The sequence below is a fragment of the Pseudomonas syringae genome (assembly GCF_002157375.1).
Classification (GTDB): domain Bacteria; phylum Pseudomonadota; class Gammaproteobacteria; order Pseudomonadales; family Pseudomonadaceae; genus Aquipseudomonas; species Aquipseudomonas syringae_T.
This window is the reverse complement of the sequence record NZ_MTSA01000015.1, coordinates 67,235-86,092: the sequence shown is the minus strand read 5'-3', so window position 1 is coordinate 86,092 and position 18,858 is coordinate 67,235. Positions and strand designations below refer to the sequence as shown.

General features: G+C 58.4%; 17 protein-coding genes and 2 pseudogenes. 11 read left to right on the top strand and 8 right to left on the bottom strand.

From position 1 onward, the window contains the following. Positions 1 to 43 precede the first annotated feature (43 nt). On the top strand, positions 44 to 667 hold the full coding sequence (locus BW686_RS19300) for a hypothetical protein (RefSeq protein ID WP_143514202.1): 624 nt from the start codon (positions 44 to 46) through the stop codon (positions 665 to 667). Between the two features lie 692 nt (positions 668 to 1,359). Continuing rightward, the gene (locus BW686_RS19290; protein WP_084919174.1) at positions 1,360 to 1,980 is read left to right on the top strand and encodes a LysE family translocator; all 621 of its coding nucleotides are present in this window, start codon (positions 1,360 to 1,362) and stop codon (positions 1,978 to 1,980) included. Between the two features lie 61 nt (positions 1,981 to 2,041). On the opposite strand, the pseudogene BW686_RS27215 reads toward BW686_RS19290, so the two are convergent. Then, positions 2,042 to 2,294: pseudogene (locus BW686_RS27215) on the bottom strand (IS66 family transposase); the annotation flags it as partial. 174 nt (positions 2,295 to 2,468) lie between these two features. Between BW686_RS27215 and BW686_RS19280 the strand changes: the two are divergent. Beyond that, on the top strand, positions 2,469 to 3,218 hold the full coding sequence (locus tag BW686_RS19280) for a hypothetical protein (protein ID WP_084919110.1): 750 nt from the start codon (positions 2,469 to 2,471) through the stop codon (positions 3,216 to 3,218). Between the two features lie 10 nt (positions 3,219 to 3,228). On the opposite strand, the gene BW686_RS19275 is transcribed toward BW686_RS19280, so the two are convergent. Further along, positions 3,229 to 3,702: a GNAT family N-acetyltransferase gene (locus BW686_RS19275; protein ID WP_084919109.1), complete on the bottom strand. Its 474-nt coding sequence runs from the start codon at positions 3,700 to 3,702 to the stop codon at positions 3,229 to 3,231. Positions 3,703 to 3,783: 81 nt separating this feature from the next. Next, positions 3,784 to 4,106 (bottom strand): annotated as a pseudogene (locus BW686_RS19270) (GNAT family N-acetyltransferase); the annotation flags it as partial. A gap of 134 nt (positions 4,107 to 4,240) precedes the next feature. On the opposite strand from BW686_RS19270, the gene BW686_RS19265 reads away from it, so the two are divergent. From BW686_RS19265 to BW686_RS19255, 3 genes are all read left to right on the top strand, one after another. Continuing rightward, complete coding sequence (locus BW686_RS19265; protein ID WP_084919108.1) at positions 4,241 to 4,771, top strand: hypothetical protein; 531 nt, start codon at positions 4,241 to 4,243, stop codon at positions 4,769 to 4,771. Positions 4,772 to 5,011: 240 nt separating this feature from the next. After that, on the top strand, positions 5,012 to 5,251 hold the full coding sequence (locus tag BW686_RS19260; RefSeq protein WP_084919107.1) for a type II toxin-antitoxin system RelE/ParE family toxin: 240 nt from the start codon (positions 5,012 to 5,014) through the stop codon (positions 5,249 to 5,251). Between the two features lie 5 nt (positions 5,252 to 5,256). Continuing rightward, on the top strand, positions 5,257 to 5,583 hold the full coding sequence (locus tag BW686_RS19255) for a helix-turn-helix domain-containing protein (protein ID WP_084919106.1): 327 nt from the start codon (positions 5,257 to 5,259) through the stop codon (positions 5,581 to 5,583). Positions 5,584 to 5,668: 85 nt separating this feature from the next. Here BW686_RS19255 and BW686_RS19250 read toward each other — a convergent pair whose 3' ends face one another. The 5 genes from BW686_RS19250 to BW686_RS19230 all read right to left on the bottom strand — a co-directional run bounded on the left by BW686_RS19250 (position 5,669) and on the right by BW686_RS19230 (position 12,927). After that, entirely contained in the window at positions 5,669 to 6,943 is a 1,275-nt protein-coding gene (locus tag BW686_RS19250) for an OprD family porin (RefSeq protein ID WP_084919105.1), read from the bottom strand. Between the two features lie 224 nt (positions 6,944 to 7,167). Further along, positions 7,168 to 7,374 (bottom strand): hypothetical protein, encoded by a 207-nt coding sequence (locus BW686_RS19245; protein ID WP_179149320.1) that lies wholly within the window; start codon positions 7,372 to 7,374, stop codon positions 7,168 to 7,170. A gap of 220 nt (positions 7,375 to 7,594) precedes the next feature. Further along, positions 7,595 to 8,701: an agmatine deiminase gene (gene aguA / locus BW686_RS19240; protein ID WP_084919103.1), complete on the bottom strand. Its 1,107-nt coding sequence runs from the start codon at positions 8,699 to 8,701 to the stop codon at positions 7,595 to 7,597. Positions 8,702 to 8,706: 5 nt separating this feature from the next. Then, entirely contained in the window at positions 8,707 to 9,585 is an 879-nt protein-coding gene (gene aguB / locus BW686_RS19235; RefSeq protein ID WP_084919102.1) for an N-carbamoylputrescine amidase, read from the bottom strand. Between the two features lie 429 nt (positions 9,586 to 10,014). Then, on the bottom strand, positions 10,015 to 12,927 hold the full coding sequence (locus BW686_RS19230; protein ID WP_084919101.1) for an aminotransferase: 2,913 nt from the start codon (positions 12,925 to 12,927) through the stop codon (positions 10,015 to 10,017). A gap of 239 nt (positions 12,928 to 13,166) precedes the next feature. Between BW686_RS19230 and rfbB the strand changes: the two genes are divergently transcribed. The 5 genes from rfbB (at position 13,167) to BW686_RS19205 (ending at position 18,696) form a co-directional block, all read left to right on the top strand. Continuing rightward, positions 13,167 to 14,249, top strand: coding sequence for a dTDP-glucose 4,6-dehydratase (gene rfbB, locus BW686_RS19225; protein WP_084919173.1), 1,083 nt, complete (start codon positions 13,167 to 13,169; stop codon positions 14,247 to 14,249). Positions 14,250 to 14,329: 80 nt separating this feature from the next. Then, a complete protein-coding gene (rfbC, locus tag BW686_RS19220) occupies positions 14,330 to 14,875 on the top strand; it encodes a dTDP-4-dehydrorhamnose 3,5-epimerase (protein WP_084919100.1) in 546 nt (181 codons plus the stop codon). A gap of 170 nt (positions 14,876 to 15,045) precedes the next feature. Then, entirely contained in the window at positions 15,046 to 16,854 is a 1,809-nt protein-coding gene (locus BW686_RS19215; protein ID WP_179149317.1) for a sensor histidine kinase, read from the top strand. Then, positions 16,851 to 18,236, top strand: coding sequence for a sigma-54-dependent transcriptional regulator (locus tag BW686_RS19210; protein ID WP_084919098.1), 1,386 nt, complete (start codon positions 16,851 to 16,853; stop codon positions 18,234 to 18,236). The genes BW686_RS19215 and BW686_RS19210 overlap by 4 nt, the downstream gene beginning before the upstream one ends. Beyond that, positions 18,223 to 18,696 (top strand): YiiD C-terminal domain-containing protein, encoded by a 474-nt coding sequence (locus BW686_RS19205; protein ID WP_084919097.1) that lies wholly within the window; start codon positions 18,223 to 18,225, stop codon positions 18,694 to 18,696. The genes BW686_RS19210 and BW686_RS19205 overlap by 14 nt, the downstream gene beginning before the upstream one ends. Positions 18,697 to 18,858 lie beyond the last annotated feature (162 nt).

Below are 18,858 nucleotides of genomic sequence, written 5' to 3'. Positions count from 1 at the left end.
CAATCACTCATGACACAGGTTCACATTCAATATGGAGGAGAAAATGGCAACCACCGTACAAGAAATATTGGCCCGAAGCGGAGCTCTGGGCTACATCGTAGGCATATTGGTAGCCTTCCAATTTGCTCTCAAGCTGCTCAAATCATCCTTCGATTTTCATAACGAGCACCTGGCTCAGCGCAAATTCAAACGTTTGAAGGAAATGAGCGCATACACAGTGGAAGGCAGCCTGCCCCATGAGTTCTTGAAAACCGCTGCAGGCGCCGAAATTTTTAAGACCACCACAAAAATCGATACCTCGCCTAACAAAGCCAAGGCGCTCATGGCAGCGCACGCTGCGGGAAACCTGACACTGGCGGATATGAAAGTGGTGGCGAAAAGTATCGACGTTTCCCCCTCCGGGCGCGTAGTAGTCGTCAATATTCCAATAGACAAGAAGGTATCGGCCTACGCTGGCGCTATTTTGGCCGGGATGCTATTCATCTACTGCAATATCGTCATGGCTTACCTGGGTGTCACGGGAAAACCCCAAGCTCAAATGGCAGGTCTTTTCATCATGTTCTGCGGCACACTGGTAGCACGCGGGATGTCTACAGAACTTAGACACCTGAAAAAAATCAAAAAGCTCCAATCACAGCTGGACGCCAACCCACTTGTCGTCACATAAGACACGCAACGCACAATTTTCTGTCGCTCACCGTAAAAATGATGTGCCCCAATCCAAAGCTGCTTCACTACGTCTTAATGCTGTTTAGCCTGCATGCTTTTCGTAAAATCTGGCCAAGTCATCTTCCAAACCTCCACGTCGCCCTCGCGAGCAAGAGGGGCCGTCTTTAGCAGGGAGGTGTAAGCCTTGAGTTATCGGAGACCGCATAAGCAACTGACTGGAGCAATTGGCAGAGCCTCAAGAGCTGGGTCAAGAACTCAGCATTGGTTGCCTCAGACCAAGCTCGGCCGTACCTGAGAGTCAGGTGTATGGTGGTCACTGGGTCTCCATTCTGAGCAGACTCAAGCGAGTAACGTTCACCATCCGAAAATGCACCTTGAGCAGATCCAGGGAACACCGACTCTAGAAATGTGATCACGACCTCAGGGCATCCAATATCTAGCACATCCTCAACGTTGGACAGATCCTCTTCACTGAGGTCTGTAGGCTTCAAAATAATAATGTCAAAGCTCATTCCTGCGGGCTCCCATCTTGTAATCCATTTGGCATCAGCATTGTAAGCGTCCGGGGGATACACCTTTTTGAATGCGCCAGCGTCCTGACAGTACATGCTCCACTCAGGACCCTAAGGACAGTGGCACATGCGGCAGCTCAATTGTAAGATTGAAGCAAAAATGGTTATGGATCTCCATATGAACCTTGCGACACTAGCGTTATTCCTGCCCGCCTGCTTTGCCCTGAATATGACGCCAGGGCCTAACAATCTGTTGTCGATCAGCAATGCGACACGCTACGGATACCGCACATCATGCTTGGCAGGTGCTGGTCGCTTGATAGCGTTCGCGGTGATGATTGCGCTGGCTTCGACAGGCTTGGCCGTAGTGCTGCAAACTTCAGAGTTAATCTTCTATGGGATCAAAATAGTTGGCGCAGCATATCTTTTCTATTTGGCATACCAGTTGTGGAGCGCTACACCGCAAGCGGAAGCCGAGTCAAAGAACGTCCCGTTAGGTCTATACGCGCTGGCAAGGCAGGAATTCCTCGTCGCCGCTGGTAACCCCAAAGCCATCCTGATTTTTACCGCGTTCTTGCCTCAATTCGTCGACCCAACGGCAGATATTGGTTCTCAGTTTACGTTGCTCGGTCTTCTGTTTTTGGTGTTGGAGTGGATTGCCATTGGCATCTATGCGTACATCGGATTGCATATGCGCCGCTGGTTTGCTCTGCCTCGTGGCAAGCAAATGTTTAACCGTTGCTGCGCTGGTTTGTTGTCGGCTGCCGCCTCGATGCTATTGATGACACGCCGAGCGTGATCCGCAGTAATTGGATGGCGTTTAGTGCCTCTGACTTATCTGCAAGGTTGGATGGTTGCCGCTTGTGTGGATGCAAATGATCAGTTTCACTCACCCGTTGCGTCGGCAGGCGCGTGAGAACGCCTTTTCAGATAAACAACCGGATCATACCTTCTGCCGCGCAGCCTGAATCAAGCTCATGATCACAACTGCCCGTTCGACGCTACGCAGCGATCCTGCAAAAAGCCAGTTCTTGCGTCCAAAAGCCCTTGGACGGATCCGGTTTCGCACCAATTATTGATAGGTACGGCCCCGCCATCAAGGTAGAACGTCAGATGCCCCCTTTTTTCCAATCTGATAAATGCTCGACCGGCTCTGATGGAGCGCCAGAATCACTTTTATACGCTTGCCCGAAACATCTTGAACAGGTTGGCCCGACCAGCCTCTGTTAAAGCTGCCCTGAACTGCGTCGATACCCTGTCTACACCCCGCAATCATGGATCGATGAAATGGTTATCTCACTTACCCCCGGCAACAACACGTCTCCAACCGTCACCCTTCCCCATTCTGGCGTGACGCTCACTCCGCAACCGCTCACCGACGCGCAGAAGGAAGCGCTGAAGAACGCTGCCGCCAATACGCCTGTCACCACGCCTGCCGTCGTTTATCACCCCAGCACCGAGACCCCGGCGACTACAGAGCCGATGGTGGTGATCGAGACATGGATTGGCCGTTCCCAGTCACCTGAGTTCCCGCAGAAGGCTGCCGAACACAGGACGTCGACGGAGGCGTTGAAGACGTCGTATGAAGCGTTCAAGTCGACGCTGGCGTCGGTCTATCCGGATCTGGCGAGCAAGAAGTTCGGCTTCACGATTGAAGCGAGTGGCAATTTGAAGGCGACTAACAGTTCTGGTGAATTGAGCGAAGCGGACACCAAACAGCTGAACACGCTGTTGAATGCGTCCAGTGGGCTGAAAGCGGCAGCCACCACTTATCGCGAAACGGCCATTGATATGGTCGATGCCGACTCGCCGTGGAGCGGCAGTTATCTGGGACGGTACAACCTGACCAAGGAGAACTTCGCCAACTCGCTGGATTTGGGCGCTTTGTTTATCCCCAAGACGTCGACGCCATCCAAGGAGCAAATGGACGGCATGTTCTTCAATCAACTGGCTTACAAAGGTGAGCTGCACACCCAGGAAACGGAAGCGGCGATGCTCGCTGCGCGTGCGGCTGAAAAGGCCGCGACAGCGGGCTGATCACAACCCGTTAGCGTCTCATCAGACGTTGCGGGCGAATGTAGTAGTTGTCGAACTCGCCACTTTCAACGAGCTGAAACCCGTGGCGGACGTAGAAGCGGTTGGAGTCGCTTTCTTTCAGGGCGACCACTCGTATTGTCGATGCGGTTGCATCCGCTTGTGCGAACACCTGCCGAAGCACGGCAGAGCCAATGCCCAGCCCTTGAGCAGCCGGCTTGATATATAGGTGATCCAGCAACAGGCCATCGCTGGTCGGTTTGACGGCCATGAAGCCGACCTTGCTGCCGTCTACCTGAATGTAGTGAGTGTACATCGCAGAAAACCCTTCTCGAAAACGCTCTCGGGCGCGCACCGGATCGAACCGGCCAACACGTTCGAGGCTTTCGCGCATGGCTTCGATACGTATGGCCACCAACGTTTCGAAATCTTCGGGTTGGACCGTTACCAGGGTGATGTCGGGGTCGGTCTTGCGGGTCAATGGCATTCGGGTCGCTCCCTGCTTATTGGCAATGTCACTTGCGCTCGTGGTTTTGGGCAACAGATTAATGCCCGGTCTGCCTTCACGTCAGGCGCTCGAAGTGCCTGTCTGTAGCGCCCGCGCCAACCACTCATCCAGACTTCCACCTCGAACTGTCCGCTGACAAACGCCCCGTCGTGTGTGCTCACTTTGCGCATGCCTTCGTTGATCGAGATGCGCCGCGAGGCTTCATTAGGGGCGGCTTTGGGCACTTGCATCAGGGGCATACCCATCACGTCGAACCACTGTCGATTGGTCAAGCGGCAGGCCTCTTTCATGTAGCCGTGGCCTTGCCAGTCCGGGTGCAGCCAGAAGCCGCGGTTGTTGCCGGGGTGGGTCATCAGGGTGATGCTGCCGATGATGTCGTGGGGGTGATGGTCATGATGATGCCCCTGTTCGTCGAAAAGTGCTCACTGGATGAACGGTCCCGTCTACCGGGATTTAAGTCGAACTGCTGGATGCAAGCGGGGGTCTATCCAGCATCTTTTACACATCGGTAACACCAGTGCCCAGAATCATAACGGATGAAACTCCCGCGAAAGTCGTGGATGAGCAGCAGGTCAAATTGTTTGGCTCGCCCAAGGAACGGCTGGACTTTTATCGACGCGAAATTCATTACGAAACCACTAACCTCTCCAACCGAACCAACGCCTATTTGTCGGCGCAGTCATTTCTGGTGATCGCCTACGCGTCGTCAATGGCCAACATGAACCCGGAATGGGGCGTGATGTTCACGCTGGTGATACCGCCGATGCTGGCCTTGCTGGGGCTGCTTAGTACGCTGTTCGCCTGGCCGGGTATTCGGGCGGCCTGCGACATCATCCAGCATTGGCATCACAAACAGGCTCAACTGCTGCTCAGCGAGCCGGTCATCGGGCTGACCTATGACGACTCGCCATTGTTCAGCGATTGGGAGTCCAGTGAAACCGGGCCGAAAAAATCCTTGCTGTTCTCCAAGCGCAGTCCTTGGTTGTTCAGCTTTTTCTGGATATTCCTCGGAAGTTTCGCCGTGTGTGTTCAGTTGATTGCGGATTGAGAGCGCGGATCCAGGAAGATGATACCGGTAAAGATGTGATGCATCGCATCACACATCGGGCGCCCTTTTACGATCAAAATCCAGGCGCCAGATTGCCTCGCTGGCAGCCTCTGCTTTCTCAGTTCTGAAAAAGCATCTGACACTAATCCTTCGATCAAGTATTCAGTCCGTAGCTGCAAGCGTGCAAGCTCTCATGCACTCATCGACCCGCATTGACGCCGATCGTCAAGAGGGCCGCACCTGGAATACCCGTTCTCCAGCGGGCTGCATGGTACTCGACACAGCCACATGCGTGAGTTACGTGTGCAAAGCGCAGCCAAGCCAATCAGGATCTTTTATGCATTTGATCCCACTCGCACCGCGATCCTCCTGATAGGTGGAGACAAGACAGGAGATAAGCGATTCTATGAACGGATGCTGGCTATCGCAGATCGTCTTTATGACGAGCACCTTGCAGCACAGCAAAATGAAGACAGGTAGCCATCATGGCCGGAAAAAAATTTTCAGCTCTACGCGAAAAAATGTCGCCCGAAGCTCAGGCTCGCGGGCAAGAAAAGTTTGAACAACTGCGCTCAGAAATGGATCTCGCCGAGCTTCGCCGTGCAAGGCTGCTTTCCCAAGAGTCGCTCGCTCAGCTTCTGCAGGTCAGCCAAGGCAGCGTGGCGAAAATGGAGAAGCGTACTGACATGTACATCAGTACCGTCAGACGTTTTATAGAGGCTATGGGGGGCGAGTTGATCGTGACGGCCCGATTCCCGGATCACGCGATACATATCACTCAATTCGCCGATATGGGGAAACCGAAAGACTGATCAGCCATGCAGCATTAAGCGGAACCGTTAAAAAATGCCCCGGCTAGAAACCGGGGCCTCTTGTTACGGCTTGACCGCTACCCCGTCAGAAAACGCTGATCGGATAATCCACGAAAATGCGGGTTTCATTGCCATCGTTGTTGTAGGCCTGTGCGTCGTCGGAGACGCGCAAGAATGAGTTGCGCAGGCGGATCGAGAGGTCTTTGGCCGGGCCGCTTTGGACCACGTAGGTCAGCTGGCTGAAGATCTCGCGCTCGGTGCCGTCGCCGCTGCCAACGGTGCCGTCGTCGATGTTGTCACCGCGCACGTAGGCGGCCTTGTAGCTCAGGCCCGGCAGGACGAGGCCGGACAGGTCCACGCCGTAGGCTGCTTGCCACGAGCGCTCGTCCTTGCCGTTGAAGTCAGACCAGTAGGAATTGGCGAGGTAGATGGTGTTGCCGCCATCACCAAAGCCACCATCGTTGCGATAGCCGCCGTAGGCGTAACCCATGTCACCGGTGCTGCGCTGGTGCGCTAGGGTAAAGGAGTGGATACCGACGGCCCAAGTCGCCGCCAGGCTCCATATTTTGTTGTCACGCGCGTCGCTGGTGGTGAAGTCTTTATCCAGCCTGGTCTTGTAGCCGTTGAAGTCGAAGGTCAGGGACTGGTCTTGCGGCAGGGCAAAGACGTAGTTCAGGTTGATGTACTGCTTTTTGAGCACGTCTTCGTTGTCGGAGGCGTAAAACGCAGCACTGAATTCATCGGTGAATTTGTAGCTGGCGCCATAGACGTTGATGCTTTTCAGATCACCGCTGTCGCGACCTTCGGCACTTTTGCGGGCTTCCTGGGTGAAACGCCCTGCAACGACTTCAAGCCCGTCAATCTCTTTAGAGGTGATCAGGGTGCCGGTGTAGCTTTCTGGCAGCAGACGAGAGTTGTCGTAACTGAGCACCGGCAATTGCGGCATCTGCTCGCCGTATTTGATGATGGTATTCGAAAAGCGCGCCTTAACCGCCGCGCCTGCGCGGGACAGGTCATCGGCCGCAGCACCACTGTCGCCCTGCTTGAAGAAATCGATGCCGCCATTGCCACTGCGTCCCTTGCCGCCGTCCAGGCGAATGCCGTACAGCGCAAAGGCATCGACGCCCACACCGACCGTGCCTTGCGTAAAACCGGACGCGAACGTGCCCATGAAAGCCTGGCCCCATTCGGACTTGTCTTCACGGCCATTCTTGAAGTCGCGGTTGATGTAAGCATTGCGCAGGTCGACGTTCAGATGGCTGTCTTCGACGAAACCTTTCGAGTCTGCCTGCCCCTGGGCCAAGGCCTCACCGGCGCTGATGATGCCCAAAGCGAGCATGCCCATACGTTTGTTAAGCATCTTGTCTTCCTTTTCTGCACATTGACATGCGCTGTGGCGACGGCTATTGGCCGTCCTGGCTTCCAGTCTCTGAACAAGCAGCATGGAAAGCCGCACGAGGTCATCGCAGTGGACTACTGATGCACGTAGAAGGGTCAAGCCACAGGCAGTGGGGCGCGAATGCTAGTCCCGGTGCCTGGGGGTGTCAAACACCCGGATGATCAAACTGAAGTCTGGTGTATGACCTAATCTGTCAGCACGCGGAAGAGTGCTTCAAATTCCGCATCGTTGAGCAATCCTGCGGGGTAGCGCTGCAATAACATTGCGCGCACGTCCGGTCTTGGTTTTGCAGGCCTGGTTTTCCTTAACCACTCCGCCAGCAACTGGCGGGCCTCGTTACTGGGGGAAGCAGACAAACCACGTACATACTGCGGGTTCATACCTGCGTTCATAACGAAAACCTCTTGATTCATGAGGGGCTAAATCTACTGGTGCCATATGACAGTCAAGCTAATAAAACGGGTTTTCGCCAACCGAATTTACTGTCACGGCCGATAAATCTGATGAGGGACGTTATAGAGTAACGCATAAAAAAAGCCCATCAGATGATGGGCTTAGTAGAGCAAAATCGGGACCAGCCAGTTACTGCAAGATACAACTAGTTACGAAGTATTACCCTTTAAAGGGGGCGGGTTGTTGCTGCGTCAGGCAATGAATATTGCCTCCACCCAGCAGTAACTCACGGCCCGGGGTCATCACCACCTCGTGCTCCGGAAACAGCTTTTGCAGGATCTCACGGGCCTTTTCGTCCATCGGATCGTCGAAGCTCGGTGCAATGATGCCGCCGTTGACGATCAGAAAGTTCACATAAGAGCCGGCCAGACGCACCGATGGGTTGCGTTCCTGGCTGCCATGCACCTGATCGACGCCCGCGCATTCTTCTTCTGTCGCGAACAATGGGCCTGGAATCGGCATTTTATGAACGATAAACGCGCGACCCCGTGCGTCCACAGTGTTTTCGAAAATACTCAGTGCCGCGTGACAACGTGAGTAGTTGGGGTCTTCGGGATCATCGGTCCAGGCCAGTAGCACTTCACCCGGGCGCACGTAACAGCAGAAGTTATCCACATGCCCGTCAGTTTCGTCGTTGAACAGGCCGTCAGGCAGCCAGACGATTTTATCCACAGCCAGATAGTCGCTCAGCACCGCTTCGATCTGTTCACGGGTCAGGTGAGGATTACGGTTGCGGTTGAGCAGGCACTCTTCGGTGGTGATCAGCGTGCCTTCGCCATCGACATGGATCGAACCGCCTTCGAGCACGAAGCCTTCGGTGGCGTAACGTGGGCAACGCTCGATTTCCAGCACCTTGCTGCCCAGTTGCGAGTCCAGGTTCCACGGCGAGTACAGCCCGCCGTCGAAACCGCCCCAGGCGTTGAATGCCCAATTCACGCCACGCACTTCGCCACGCTCATTGATGACGAAGGTCGGGCCGCTGTCACGCACCCAAGCGTCGTTGCTGCTCATTTCCACAACGCGAATGTTCGGCATATCCAGACGCGCACGAGCGTTGTCGTACTGCCCGGCAGACACCGCGACGGTCACCGGCTCAAAGCGAGCGATGGCTTTGGCCACTGCAACGTGTGCGGCCTGGGCGGGCTTGCCACCCAGGCGCCAGTTGTCTGGGCGCTCTGGCCAGACCATCCAGATCTGGGTTTGCGGCGCCCATTCGGCGGGCATGTGAAAACCATCGGCGCGCGGCGTGCTGTTGAGCGTGGTCATGGCGATCAGGACTCCAGCGAACCGTCGAGGGTCTTGACCGCGCCGTACAGGTTCGGACGGCGATCGCGGAATGTGCCCCAAGCGCTGCGGATGTGCTCCAGTTCGTCCAGGTCGAAGCTGTGGACCAGCACGCCTTCTTCGGTTTCGTTGAGCTCGGCGACTTTTTCACCGAACTGGTTGGCGATGAACGACGAGCCGTAGAAGGTGATGTCGTAACCGTCCTGTTCTTCGTTGCCGATGCGGTTGCTGGCGATCAACGGCATCAGGTTCGCGCCGGCATGGCCTTGTTGCACACGCTGCCAATGGTCGCGGGAGCTGATGGTCTTGTCATGCGGCTCGCTGCCGATGGCGGTCGGGTAGAACAGGATTTCTGCACCCTGCAACGCCATGCTGCGTGCGCACTCCGGGAACCACTGATCCCAACAGATGCCGACGCCGATCTTCGCGTAGCGGGTCTGCCAGACCTTGAAACCGGTGTCGCCCGGGTTGAAGTAGTACTTTTCGTGGTAGCCAGGGCCGTCCGGGATGTGGCTCTTGCGGTAGATGCCCAGGTTGGTGCCGTCTGCGTCGATGATCGCAATGGTGTTGAAACGCGCACGACCCGCCAGCTCGAAGAAGCTGATCGGCAGCACGACTTGCAGCTCTTTGGCGATCTTCTGGAAATGCTTGATGGCAACGTTGGATTCAAGAGGGGTCGCCAACTGCAAGTAGTCCGAGTTCGGCTTCTGGCAGAAGTACGGGGTTTCGAACAGTTCCTGAATCAGGATGATCTGTGCGCCCTTGGCGGCAGCTTCACGGACCAGCTTTTCAGCGGTCTCGATGTTGGCTTCCAGATCCCAGGAGCAGGCCATCTGGGTAGCAGCGACAGAAACGATACGGCTCATGAAAATATCTCCAGGGGCGGTTGCAAGGACTTATCACCATAGCAGACGGGCGATGACGATTATGGCGGTCTTTATAGCGGATAAAAATCGGGTTTAAAAGGGTATTTCTTCTTTTAATCCGGATTACCTAGAATTTATATCGATATAAATCTATATACAGGCTCAACTTGGCACTTGAGCGCGGCCGACAATGTGACGCAGAGCGTCACGCAATGCGTTCCCACGCTGGAGCGTGAGGAACGAGCGGTGTTCGGGACGACGCCGACCGTGCGCAGCAAGCAACATCCGGGAGGACGCTGACCGCGCAGCGAGCGACATCCGGGCCGACGCTGACCTTGCGCAGCGAGCGGCCTCCGACCCCCTATCGTGCCGACGCTCCGCGTCGGTATGCCGTTCTGGACGCTCTGCGTCCTCTGTCAAAAACAGCGCCTACTCCAGTTCACGCAAGACCTTCGACACGTTATCGACAAAAAAATCCACACTCTGGCGGGTGGTACACATGGGAGGTTTGACTTTGAGGATGTTCAGGTAATCACCGGTCGGCTGCATGAAGATGCCCAGCTCACGCAGGCGTTCGCAAAGTTGCGCGGTTTCTTCGCTGGCAGGCTCCAGGGTCTGGCGGTCACGGACCAGCTCTACGCCCAGATAGAAACCCGTACCATGCACGGCACCGATCAGCGGGTGTTTATCGGCCAGCGCCTGCAAACGCGCCTTGAAGTGGTCACCGACAATCCGGGCGTTGTCCCATAGTTTTTCCTCTTCCATGACATCCAGCACCGCCATGCCGATCCGGCAACTGACCGGGCTGCCGCCGGATGACGAGAAGAAGTAACCCTCTGCCTCCAGCGCCTCGGCAATCTCACGGCGGGTAATCACCGCGCCCAGCGGGTGGCCGTTGCCCATGCCTTTGGCCAGAGTAATGATGTCCGGCACCACGCCCTGCTCTTCGAAGCCCCAGAAGTAATGACCGAGACGGCCATAGCCCACCTGCACTTCATCGGCGATGCACACACCACCCAGGGCGCGAATCTTCTGGTAGACCTGTTGCAGGTAGCCGGGCGGCAGCGAAATACCGCCTGCATTGCCATACACCGGCTCGCAGATGAAACCCGCCACCTGACGTTGCTGCTCGGCCAGCGTTGCCAGCACCTGGTCGACGCTGCGCACATAATCCGGCGCGCTGTCCGCCCCCCGGAACGGCCCACGATAGGTGTTGGGCGCGGTGACCGGATGCACCCAGTCAGGGCGGGTGCTGAGCGCCTGCGGGTTGTCGGCAATCGAGGTGGAAATCGCATCGGTCGCCACCGACCAGCCATGATAGGCCTCCAGCACACTGAGCATGTCGCGCCCGCCGCTGTAGGCCCAGGCCAGGCGAATCGCCAGGTCGTTGGCCTCGGTGCCGCTGTTGACCAGAAACACCCGGTCCATACCAGCAGGCGCCAGCGCGAGCAGACGCTCGGAAAACTCGGCAATGGCCGCGTAGTGAAAGCGCGAATTGGTGTTGAGCAGCGACCACTGCCGGGCCGCTTCATGGGCCATGCGCGGATGACCGTGGCCGAGGACGGCGACGTTGTTGAGCATGTCCAGATACGAACGGCCCTGCATGTCGATCAGGTGGTTGCGCCAGCCGCGCTCGATCTGTGGCGGTGCCTGATAATAGTGTTTTTGCGACCGGGCGAAGCTCGCGTCACGGCGCGCCAGCAAGGCCGCCGAGTCCTGAAGCGCGGGCGCATCGCAGTCGAAACCCAGCAAGGCCGAAGGCGACGGGCAGAACCTGCGCCAGGCTGCTGCCCATGAAGGCGTCGTGAACAGTGGCGGGCTGAGGTTTTCAGCGGTACACAGTTGCAGCAGCACCGAGCCAGCGCCCTGCCCGATCAGCGCGCCTGCCTGAACCCGGTCAGGCAGCGCAACGTCCGGCAACACGCCCCATAGCTTCAGGCTTATCGAGTCACCGATCAGCAATAACGCTGCATCGGCGGTCAGGCGCAACGCAGCGTCGAACGGAGCATGCAGCCGCGTCTCGGCAGGCACATGCAGTTCGACGTGCAGGGCGAACGTTTCGGGTTCTCGGTCACTGTCAGGCAACGTGCGCGACAGCCGATACTCTCCAAAACGACTGGCAGCCAGGCCGTCGTCGCCAGCGGCCTGAGAGAGCAGGTATTCATCGATACCGTCTTGTTCCCAGTTGCCCGCGACGAAGTGTTCGCTGAGCACACCCAGGTCCACTAACGTCGGCTTGCACCCTTGCAGACCAGGCAGCAGAGGCTGATAAACGGGTTGAGCGACAGGTGGAAAATCCACCCCCACGGCCTGCAGGATCGCCGTTTCCATCAGCGCCATCGGCACCGAGGTGGCGACGTCGAAGATGTTCCATTCGCCGGCAACGTTGGCCTGAATGTACGTGTTGTCTGGCTCGACACTGGCCTGTTGTTCGCTGCTGAGCACCAGCACCGCAGAGCGCGCCACGATCAGTGGCCAGAGCGCCTGCCACTCTTCAGTCTTCAGCGGGTTCAGGGCCTGATAGGCGCGGATCGCCGGCAGGATGTAAAGCGGATCACCCTCGGCATGATGCAACAGCGCCGCGCAAGTGACCGACAGGTCGGCCACGCGCCAGGTGCTGACCAGATCACCGAAATCGATCAGGCCTTGCATCTGCCAGTGGCAATGGCTGTCACGCTGCCAGACCACGTTGTGTTCAGTGATGTCCAGATGCACCGCCTGTATCGGCAGCGCCGGGATCAATGGCAGCAGACGGCGATGGGCCTGCTCTGCCGCCTCGATCACGCACGCTTGAGCGTCGGCATCGGTGATCACCGGCAGCAGATGTCTGGTCAGTGCATGAGCGTGGCGCGGGTCCCATTGCAGAATGCGCTCCAGGCCGGGATGCTCGAAATCCGCCAGCGCCAGATCGACGCGCGCACACAGTTCCCCCAAACCGGTCACCACCTCATGGCTCAAATGCCCGGCATGACCCAACGACTGCCCGTCGATGAACTCCAGTAAGCGCATATGCACCGCCTGCCCGTCGATCTCGATGGACAACAGCTGCTCGGTGTCATTGGCGCGAATTACCCCGGGGACGCTGACCGTGCTGTGGCTCGCCAAGTGTTGCAGCGCCGCATGCTGGGCGTTCAGTTCTGTCGGTGAATAGGCACCGTGACAAATCTTCAGGACGTAGCGCCGCGTGTCGGTTTCAAGCAGAAAATTACGATCCTGCTGGCTGCCCAGTGCTTTCAAGGTGCCGCTCAAACCGTAATGCTGTTCGAGCAATTGAAGCGCCTGGTCGAGACTGACATCAGGGCAAGGCAGGCTGGAGCGGCGGATAAGCGTGGCGAGCGGCATCATGACCTCAGTGTCTGTAAGGGCCTGGGGGTGTAAGGGAAAGGGGCAGTGAACGGCGCGTCATAAACCATCGGAACACTATAGCGGCCTCGGCGCACGCATCCCTCGGTTGAGCACCTCACGCCGAAAGATGACAGCCGTTTTATCAGATTCCTCACGAGATGAGTGCTGACCTGATCCTGCCACGGGCATTGAGACGCTATGCTGCACTACTTCAAAACACACAAGAAGGTCAGTTCATGCGAATACTCGTCACCGGAGGCGCAGGTTTCATCGGCTCGGCACTGATCCGCCACCTGATAAACAACACCGCACATGACGTGCTGAATTTCGACAAATTGACCTACGCAGGCAATCTCGAATCGTTACAGTCTATTGCCACCAACACGCGCTATGAGTTCGTGCAGGCGGATATCTGCGATCAGGCCAGGGTCGGCGCGGTCCTGGAGCGGTTCGCGCCTCAGGCGATCATGCACCTGGCGGCCGAATCCCATGTCGATCGTTCAATCGATGGCCCGGCCGAGTTCGTGCAGACCAACATTGTCGGCACCTACAGCTTGCTGGAAGCCACGCGCGCTTATTGGCTGAAGCTGCCGGACGCCGAGCGTCAGGCATTTCGTTTTCACCATATTTCCACTGACGAAGTGTACGGTGACCTGCACGGCGTCGACGATCTGTTCACCGAAACCACGCCGTATGCGCCCAGCTCGCCCTATTCGGCGAGCAAAGCGGCGTCCGATCACCTGGTTCGCGCCTGGCATCGCACTTACGGCTTGCCCGTGGTGGTGACCAACTGCTCCAACAACTACGGGCCGTTTCACTTCCCCGAAAAGCTGATCCCGCTGGTCATTCTTAATGCGCTGGCGGGCAAACCGCTGCCGGTGTACGGCAATGGTCTGCAAGTGCGCGACTGGCTGTACGTCGAAGATCACGCACGCGCCTTGCTCAAGGTCGTGACCGACGGTGCGGTCGGTGAAACGTACAACATCGGTGGCCACAACGAGCAGAAGAACATCGACGTGGTGCGCGGCATTTGCACCTTGCTTGATGAACTGGCCCCGCAGCGTCCGGACGGCGTGCAGCAGTACAGCGACCTGATCACCTATGTGGTTGATCGGCCGGGCCACGATCAGCGTTATGCCATCGATGCCGGCAAGATCGACAACGAGCTGGGCTGGACGCCTGAAGAAACCTTCGAATCGGGGCTGCGCAAGACCGTGCAGTGGTATCTGGATAACCTGGACTGGTGCCGCAGGGTTCAGGACGGCAGCTATCAGGGCGAACGACTGGGTTTCACCGACCCGAAGGACCTGCTTGCCTGATCGCCATACTTTTCGACGGGCACGCGTCAGTGCAAACTGTCGAACCGCCACCATTTATTCAAGATTGCAGGGGAAGTCACGTGAACGTAGTAGCCACAACATTGCCGGAAGTCCTGATTCTGGAACCCAAGGTATTCGGTGATGAACGAGGCTTTTTCTATGAAAGCTTCAACGCCAGGGCTTTTCAGGAAGCCACCGGCCTGACCCGGCAGTTCGTGCAGGACAACCACTCACGCTCGCAAAAAGGCGTTCTGCGCGGCCTGCATTATCAGATTGAAAACGCGCAGGGCAAACTGGTACGTGTCACCGTTGGCAAGGTGCTCGACGTTGCAGTGGACATCCGTCGCAGCTCGCCGAACTTCGGTAAATCGGTCACTGTAGAGCTGTCTGCTGAAAATGCTCGTCAGTTGTGGGTGCCGGAAGGCTTTGCGCATGGCTTCGTGGTGCTCAGCGAGCATGCCGAATTCCTGTACAAGACCACCGACTATTACACGCCGTCGGCCGAGCGCTGCATTGCCTGGAACGACCCGGACCTGGCTATCAACTGGGAGTTCTTCGGCAAACCCAGCCTGTCCGAAAAGGATCAGCAAGGCAAAAGCCTGAAAGAAGCCGACCTGTTCCCTTGAGCCGGTGACCTCTGGCAGCCCGGCCAATTGTCGGGGTGCCGGATAGGTCGGCGGCGGGCATAATACGCGCCTGATGCCCACGTCAGGATCGACCGGGTGTTCCTGTTGCCTGCTGCGGCTTTGTCGTCGGCACGCATCGTCAACCACTCGGCGACAGCCAATCGATGACCATGACCCCTGCTTTGCCGCCCCGCCCCCGCTGGCGCAGCCTTGCCCTTCTGGCGATTTGCCTGGCACCGCTGTTGTGGCCGCTTGAGCACCTGGCCGAGCGCTATTACCGCAACGTGCTGGCCAACCAGAATCGCCAGACCCTCGACCTGTACGTCGCCAACCTGCTCGGTACGCTGCACCGCTACGAAACCCTGCCGCAGATTCTCGGCAACCTGCCGGCGTTGCGGGGCGCGCTGGCGGCGCCGAAAGAGGCTACGACGCTGGAAAACGCCAATCACCTGCTCAGCGACATCACACGGCAGACCGGCGCCGACGTCATGTACCTGATGGACACCAACGGCTTGACCCTGGCGGCGTCGAATTCGGGCCAGAAAGACAGTTTCATTGGACGCAATTTCTCGTTCCGGCCCTATTTCATCGATGCGCTGGCAGGCAGAACAGGTCGTTTCTTCGGCCTGGGCACCACGTCCGCCAAGCGCGGTTATTTTTTCGCAGGCCCCGTGAGCGATGGCGAGCGGGTCATTGGCGTGTTGGTGGTCAAGGTCGATCTCGACCATACCGAGACACTGTGGGGCAAGACGCCTGAGCAACTGCTGCTGACCGATCAGAATGGCGTGGTGATCCTCACGTCCAACCCTGAATGGCGCTTTCGGGCGACCCGTGACCTGACCGATGACGAGAAAAAGGCCATCGTTGCGATCCAGTCCTACCCGACCCGTGACCCACGCCCCTTGAGGATTGATGAACACGCCTGGCTGACCCAGACCCAGGCGATCGAAGAAACCGGCTGGAACGTGAACATTCTGGCACCCCGCGCGCTGCTCGACCGCCAGGTTCGCACAGTGGTGGCAATTGGCGGCGCGGCGCTTCTGGTGTTGATGCTGCTGCTGGGCCTGATGATGCAGCGTCGTCGCCACTACCTGGACCGCATCGCCTTCGAGGCCAAGGCCCGGCGCGAGCTGGAAATGCGCGTGATCGAGCGCACCAGCGACCTGGAAGGCCTCAACAGTCGTCTGCGCCAGGAAGTGCTGGAGCGCGAACAGGCGCAGCAGGAACTGGTGCAGGCCCAGGACGAACTGGTCCAGACCAGCAAACTGACCGCGCTCGGCACCATGTCGGCGAGCATCAGCCATGAGCTGAATCAACCCTTGGCCGCCATCCGCAGTTACGCGGAGAACTCCGAAGTGCTGCTTGATCATCAGCGCACCGATGAGGCGCGTGGCAACCTCAAACTGATCAGCGAACTCACCGGGCGCATGGCCTCGATCATCGCTCACTTGCGCGCCTTCGCCCGACGAGACCGCCACGCGCCTGAAAGTGTGGCGCTGCAACCGGCGCTGGACGATGCACTGGCGTTGCTGGCCAAACGTCGGCGTGCGATGGAAGTCGAGCTGATCCGGGATTTGCCTGATGCGACGCTGTGGGTGCAGGCCGGCGAAACGCGGCTGCGTCAGGTACTGGGCAATCTGCTGGCCAACGCACTGGATGCCCTCACCGAAAAAGGCCCGCCGCGCAGGCTGTGGATAAGTGCCGAGCAAACCGTCGAGGGCGTCAACCTGTACATTCGTGACAACGGCCCCGGCTTTTCTCAGGAAGCCCTGGCGCGGGCTCGCGAACCCTTCTTCACCACCAAGACCCGCACCCAGGGCCTCGGACTGGGTCTGGCGATCTGCGATACGCTGATGCGCGCGCTGGGCGGCGAATTACTGTTCGCCAATCACCCGAGCGGCGGCGCCGTGCTTACCCTGCGCCTGTGTGCCGGTGCTTCCGGGGCCAACCTTCAACCGCCAGAGGACCTTTCTGCATGAGTTCGGACACAGCCATCGACAGCCAGATTCAGGTGGTGCTGATCGACGACGACTCGCACCTGCGGCAGGCCCTGCGCCAGACACTGGACCTGGCCGGCCTGAACGTGCTGTCGCTGTCTGAAGCCACCGGCCTTGCCGAGCGCATCGGTCGCGACTGGCCGGGCGTGGTGGTCAGCGATATCCGCATGCAGGGCATGGACGGGCTGGAACTGCTCGACCAGCTTCACCAGCAGGACCCTGACCTGCCGGTGTTGCTGATCACCGGTCATGGCGATGTTCCGCTGGCGGTGAAAGCCATGCGCGCCGGGGCCTACGACTTTCTGGAAAAACCCTTCGCCAGCGATGCCATGCTCGACAGCGTGCGCCGTGCTCTGGCCCTGCGTCGTCTGGTGCTGGATAACCGCAGCCTGCGCCTGGCCCTGAGTGATCGTCAGCAATTGAGCACCCGGCTGATTGGCCAGTCGGCGTCCATTCTGCGTCTGCGCGAACAGATTGGCGCCCTGGCCGGAACGCGCGCCGACGTGTTGATTCTTGGCGAAACCGGCGCCGGTAAAGAAGTCGTTGCCCGTGCCCTGCATGATCTGTCCAACCGCCGCAGCGGCCCGTTCGTGGCCATCAACGCCGGGGCGCTGGCCGAATCGGTGGTCGAGAGCGAGCTGTTCGGTCATGAGCCTGGCGCGTTTACCGGCGCGCAAAAGCGGCGCATCGGCAAGTTCGAATTCGCCAACGGCGGCACGCTGTTTCTCGATGAAATCGAGAGCATGAGCCTGGACGTTCAGGTCAAGTTGCTGCGCCTGCTGCAGGAGCGTGTTGTGGAGCGGATGGGCAGTAATCAGCAGATCCCGCTGGATATCCGCATCATTGCGGCGACCAAGGAAGACCTGCGTCAGGCGGCTGATCAGGGACGCTTCCGGGCGGATTTGTATTACCGGCTGAACGTGGCCTCGTTGCGCATACCGCCGCTGCGCGAGCGTGGCGAAGATGCGCTGATGCTGTTCGAGCATTACGCCGACGCAGCCAGCATGCGCCACGGCATTCCCAAGCAGGAACTCAAGCCGGGCCAGCGGGCGTTGTTGCTGCGTCATAACTGGCCGGGCAACGTCCGCGAACTGCAAAACGCCGCCGAACGTTTTGCGCTGGGTCTGGAACTGGAGCTGGAAGGTGGTGATGCAGAGCAGGCGCCGCCGCCGAGCGGAGGTTTGAGCGATCAGGTAGAAAGCTTCGAGCGGGCCTTGATTGCGGCGGAGCTGGCTCGTCCGCACAGTTCGGTGCGCAGCCTGGCCGAAGCGCTGGGCGTGCCACGCAAGACCCTGCACGACAAACTGCGCAAGCACGGCCTGAATTTCGGCGACAACAGCGGAGGCTCCGATGACGCCGATTGAGCCTGAAGAGGAGGCGGCCCGCGAACTGGAAACAGTGCTGCACCACGACATTCCGCTGACCCGCGAGATGGGCATGCGCGTGATCGACTGGCACCACCACACGCTGCGTCTGCACCTGCCGCTGGCACCCAACGTCAACCACAAAAGCACGCTGTTCGGCGGCAGTCTGTATTGCGGTGCAGTGCTGGCCGGTTGGGGCTGGTTACACCTGAGGCTGCACGAAGCGGGAATCACCGACGGGCATATCGTGATTCAGGACGGGCAGATCAGTTATCCACTGCCGGTGCGCAGCGATGCCATTGCCCGGTGCGATGCGCCAGAGGCGGCACAGTGGGAAAAATTCATCACCACCTACCAACGCCGAGGCCGCGCCCGCCTGACCTTGCACACCTGCATTACGGCGCAGGACAGCGACGAACAGGCCGTGCGGTTTGTGGGGCAGTTTGTGTTACATCGGTGAAGCCAGCGCACGAAAATTCATCGTCTGAACTATCGTCTTCGCGATCCGCAGGGTTGACGAAGCTTATGTGCGAGCCTGCTCGCGAAGAGGCCGGCACAGGCCCCGGAAATGGCGTTGTTTGGGCTATTGCTTTCGTGAGCAAGCTCACTCCCCAAAGTGAAC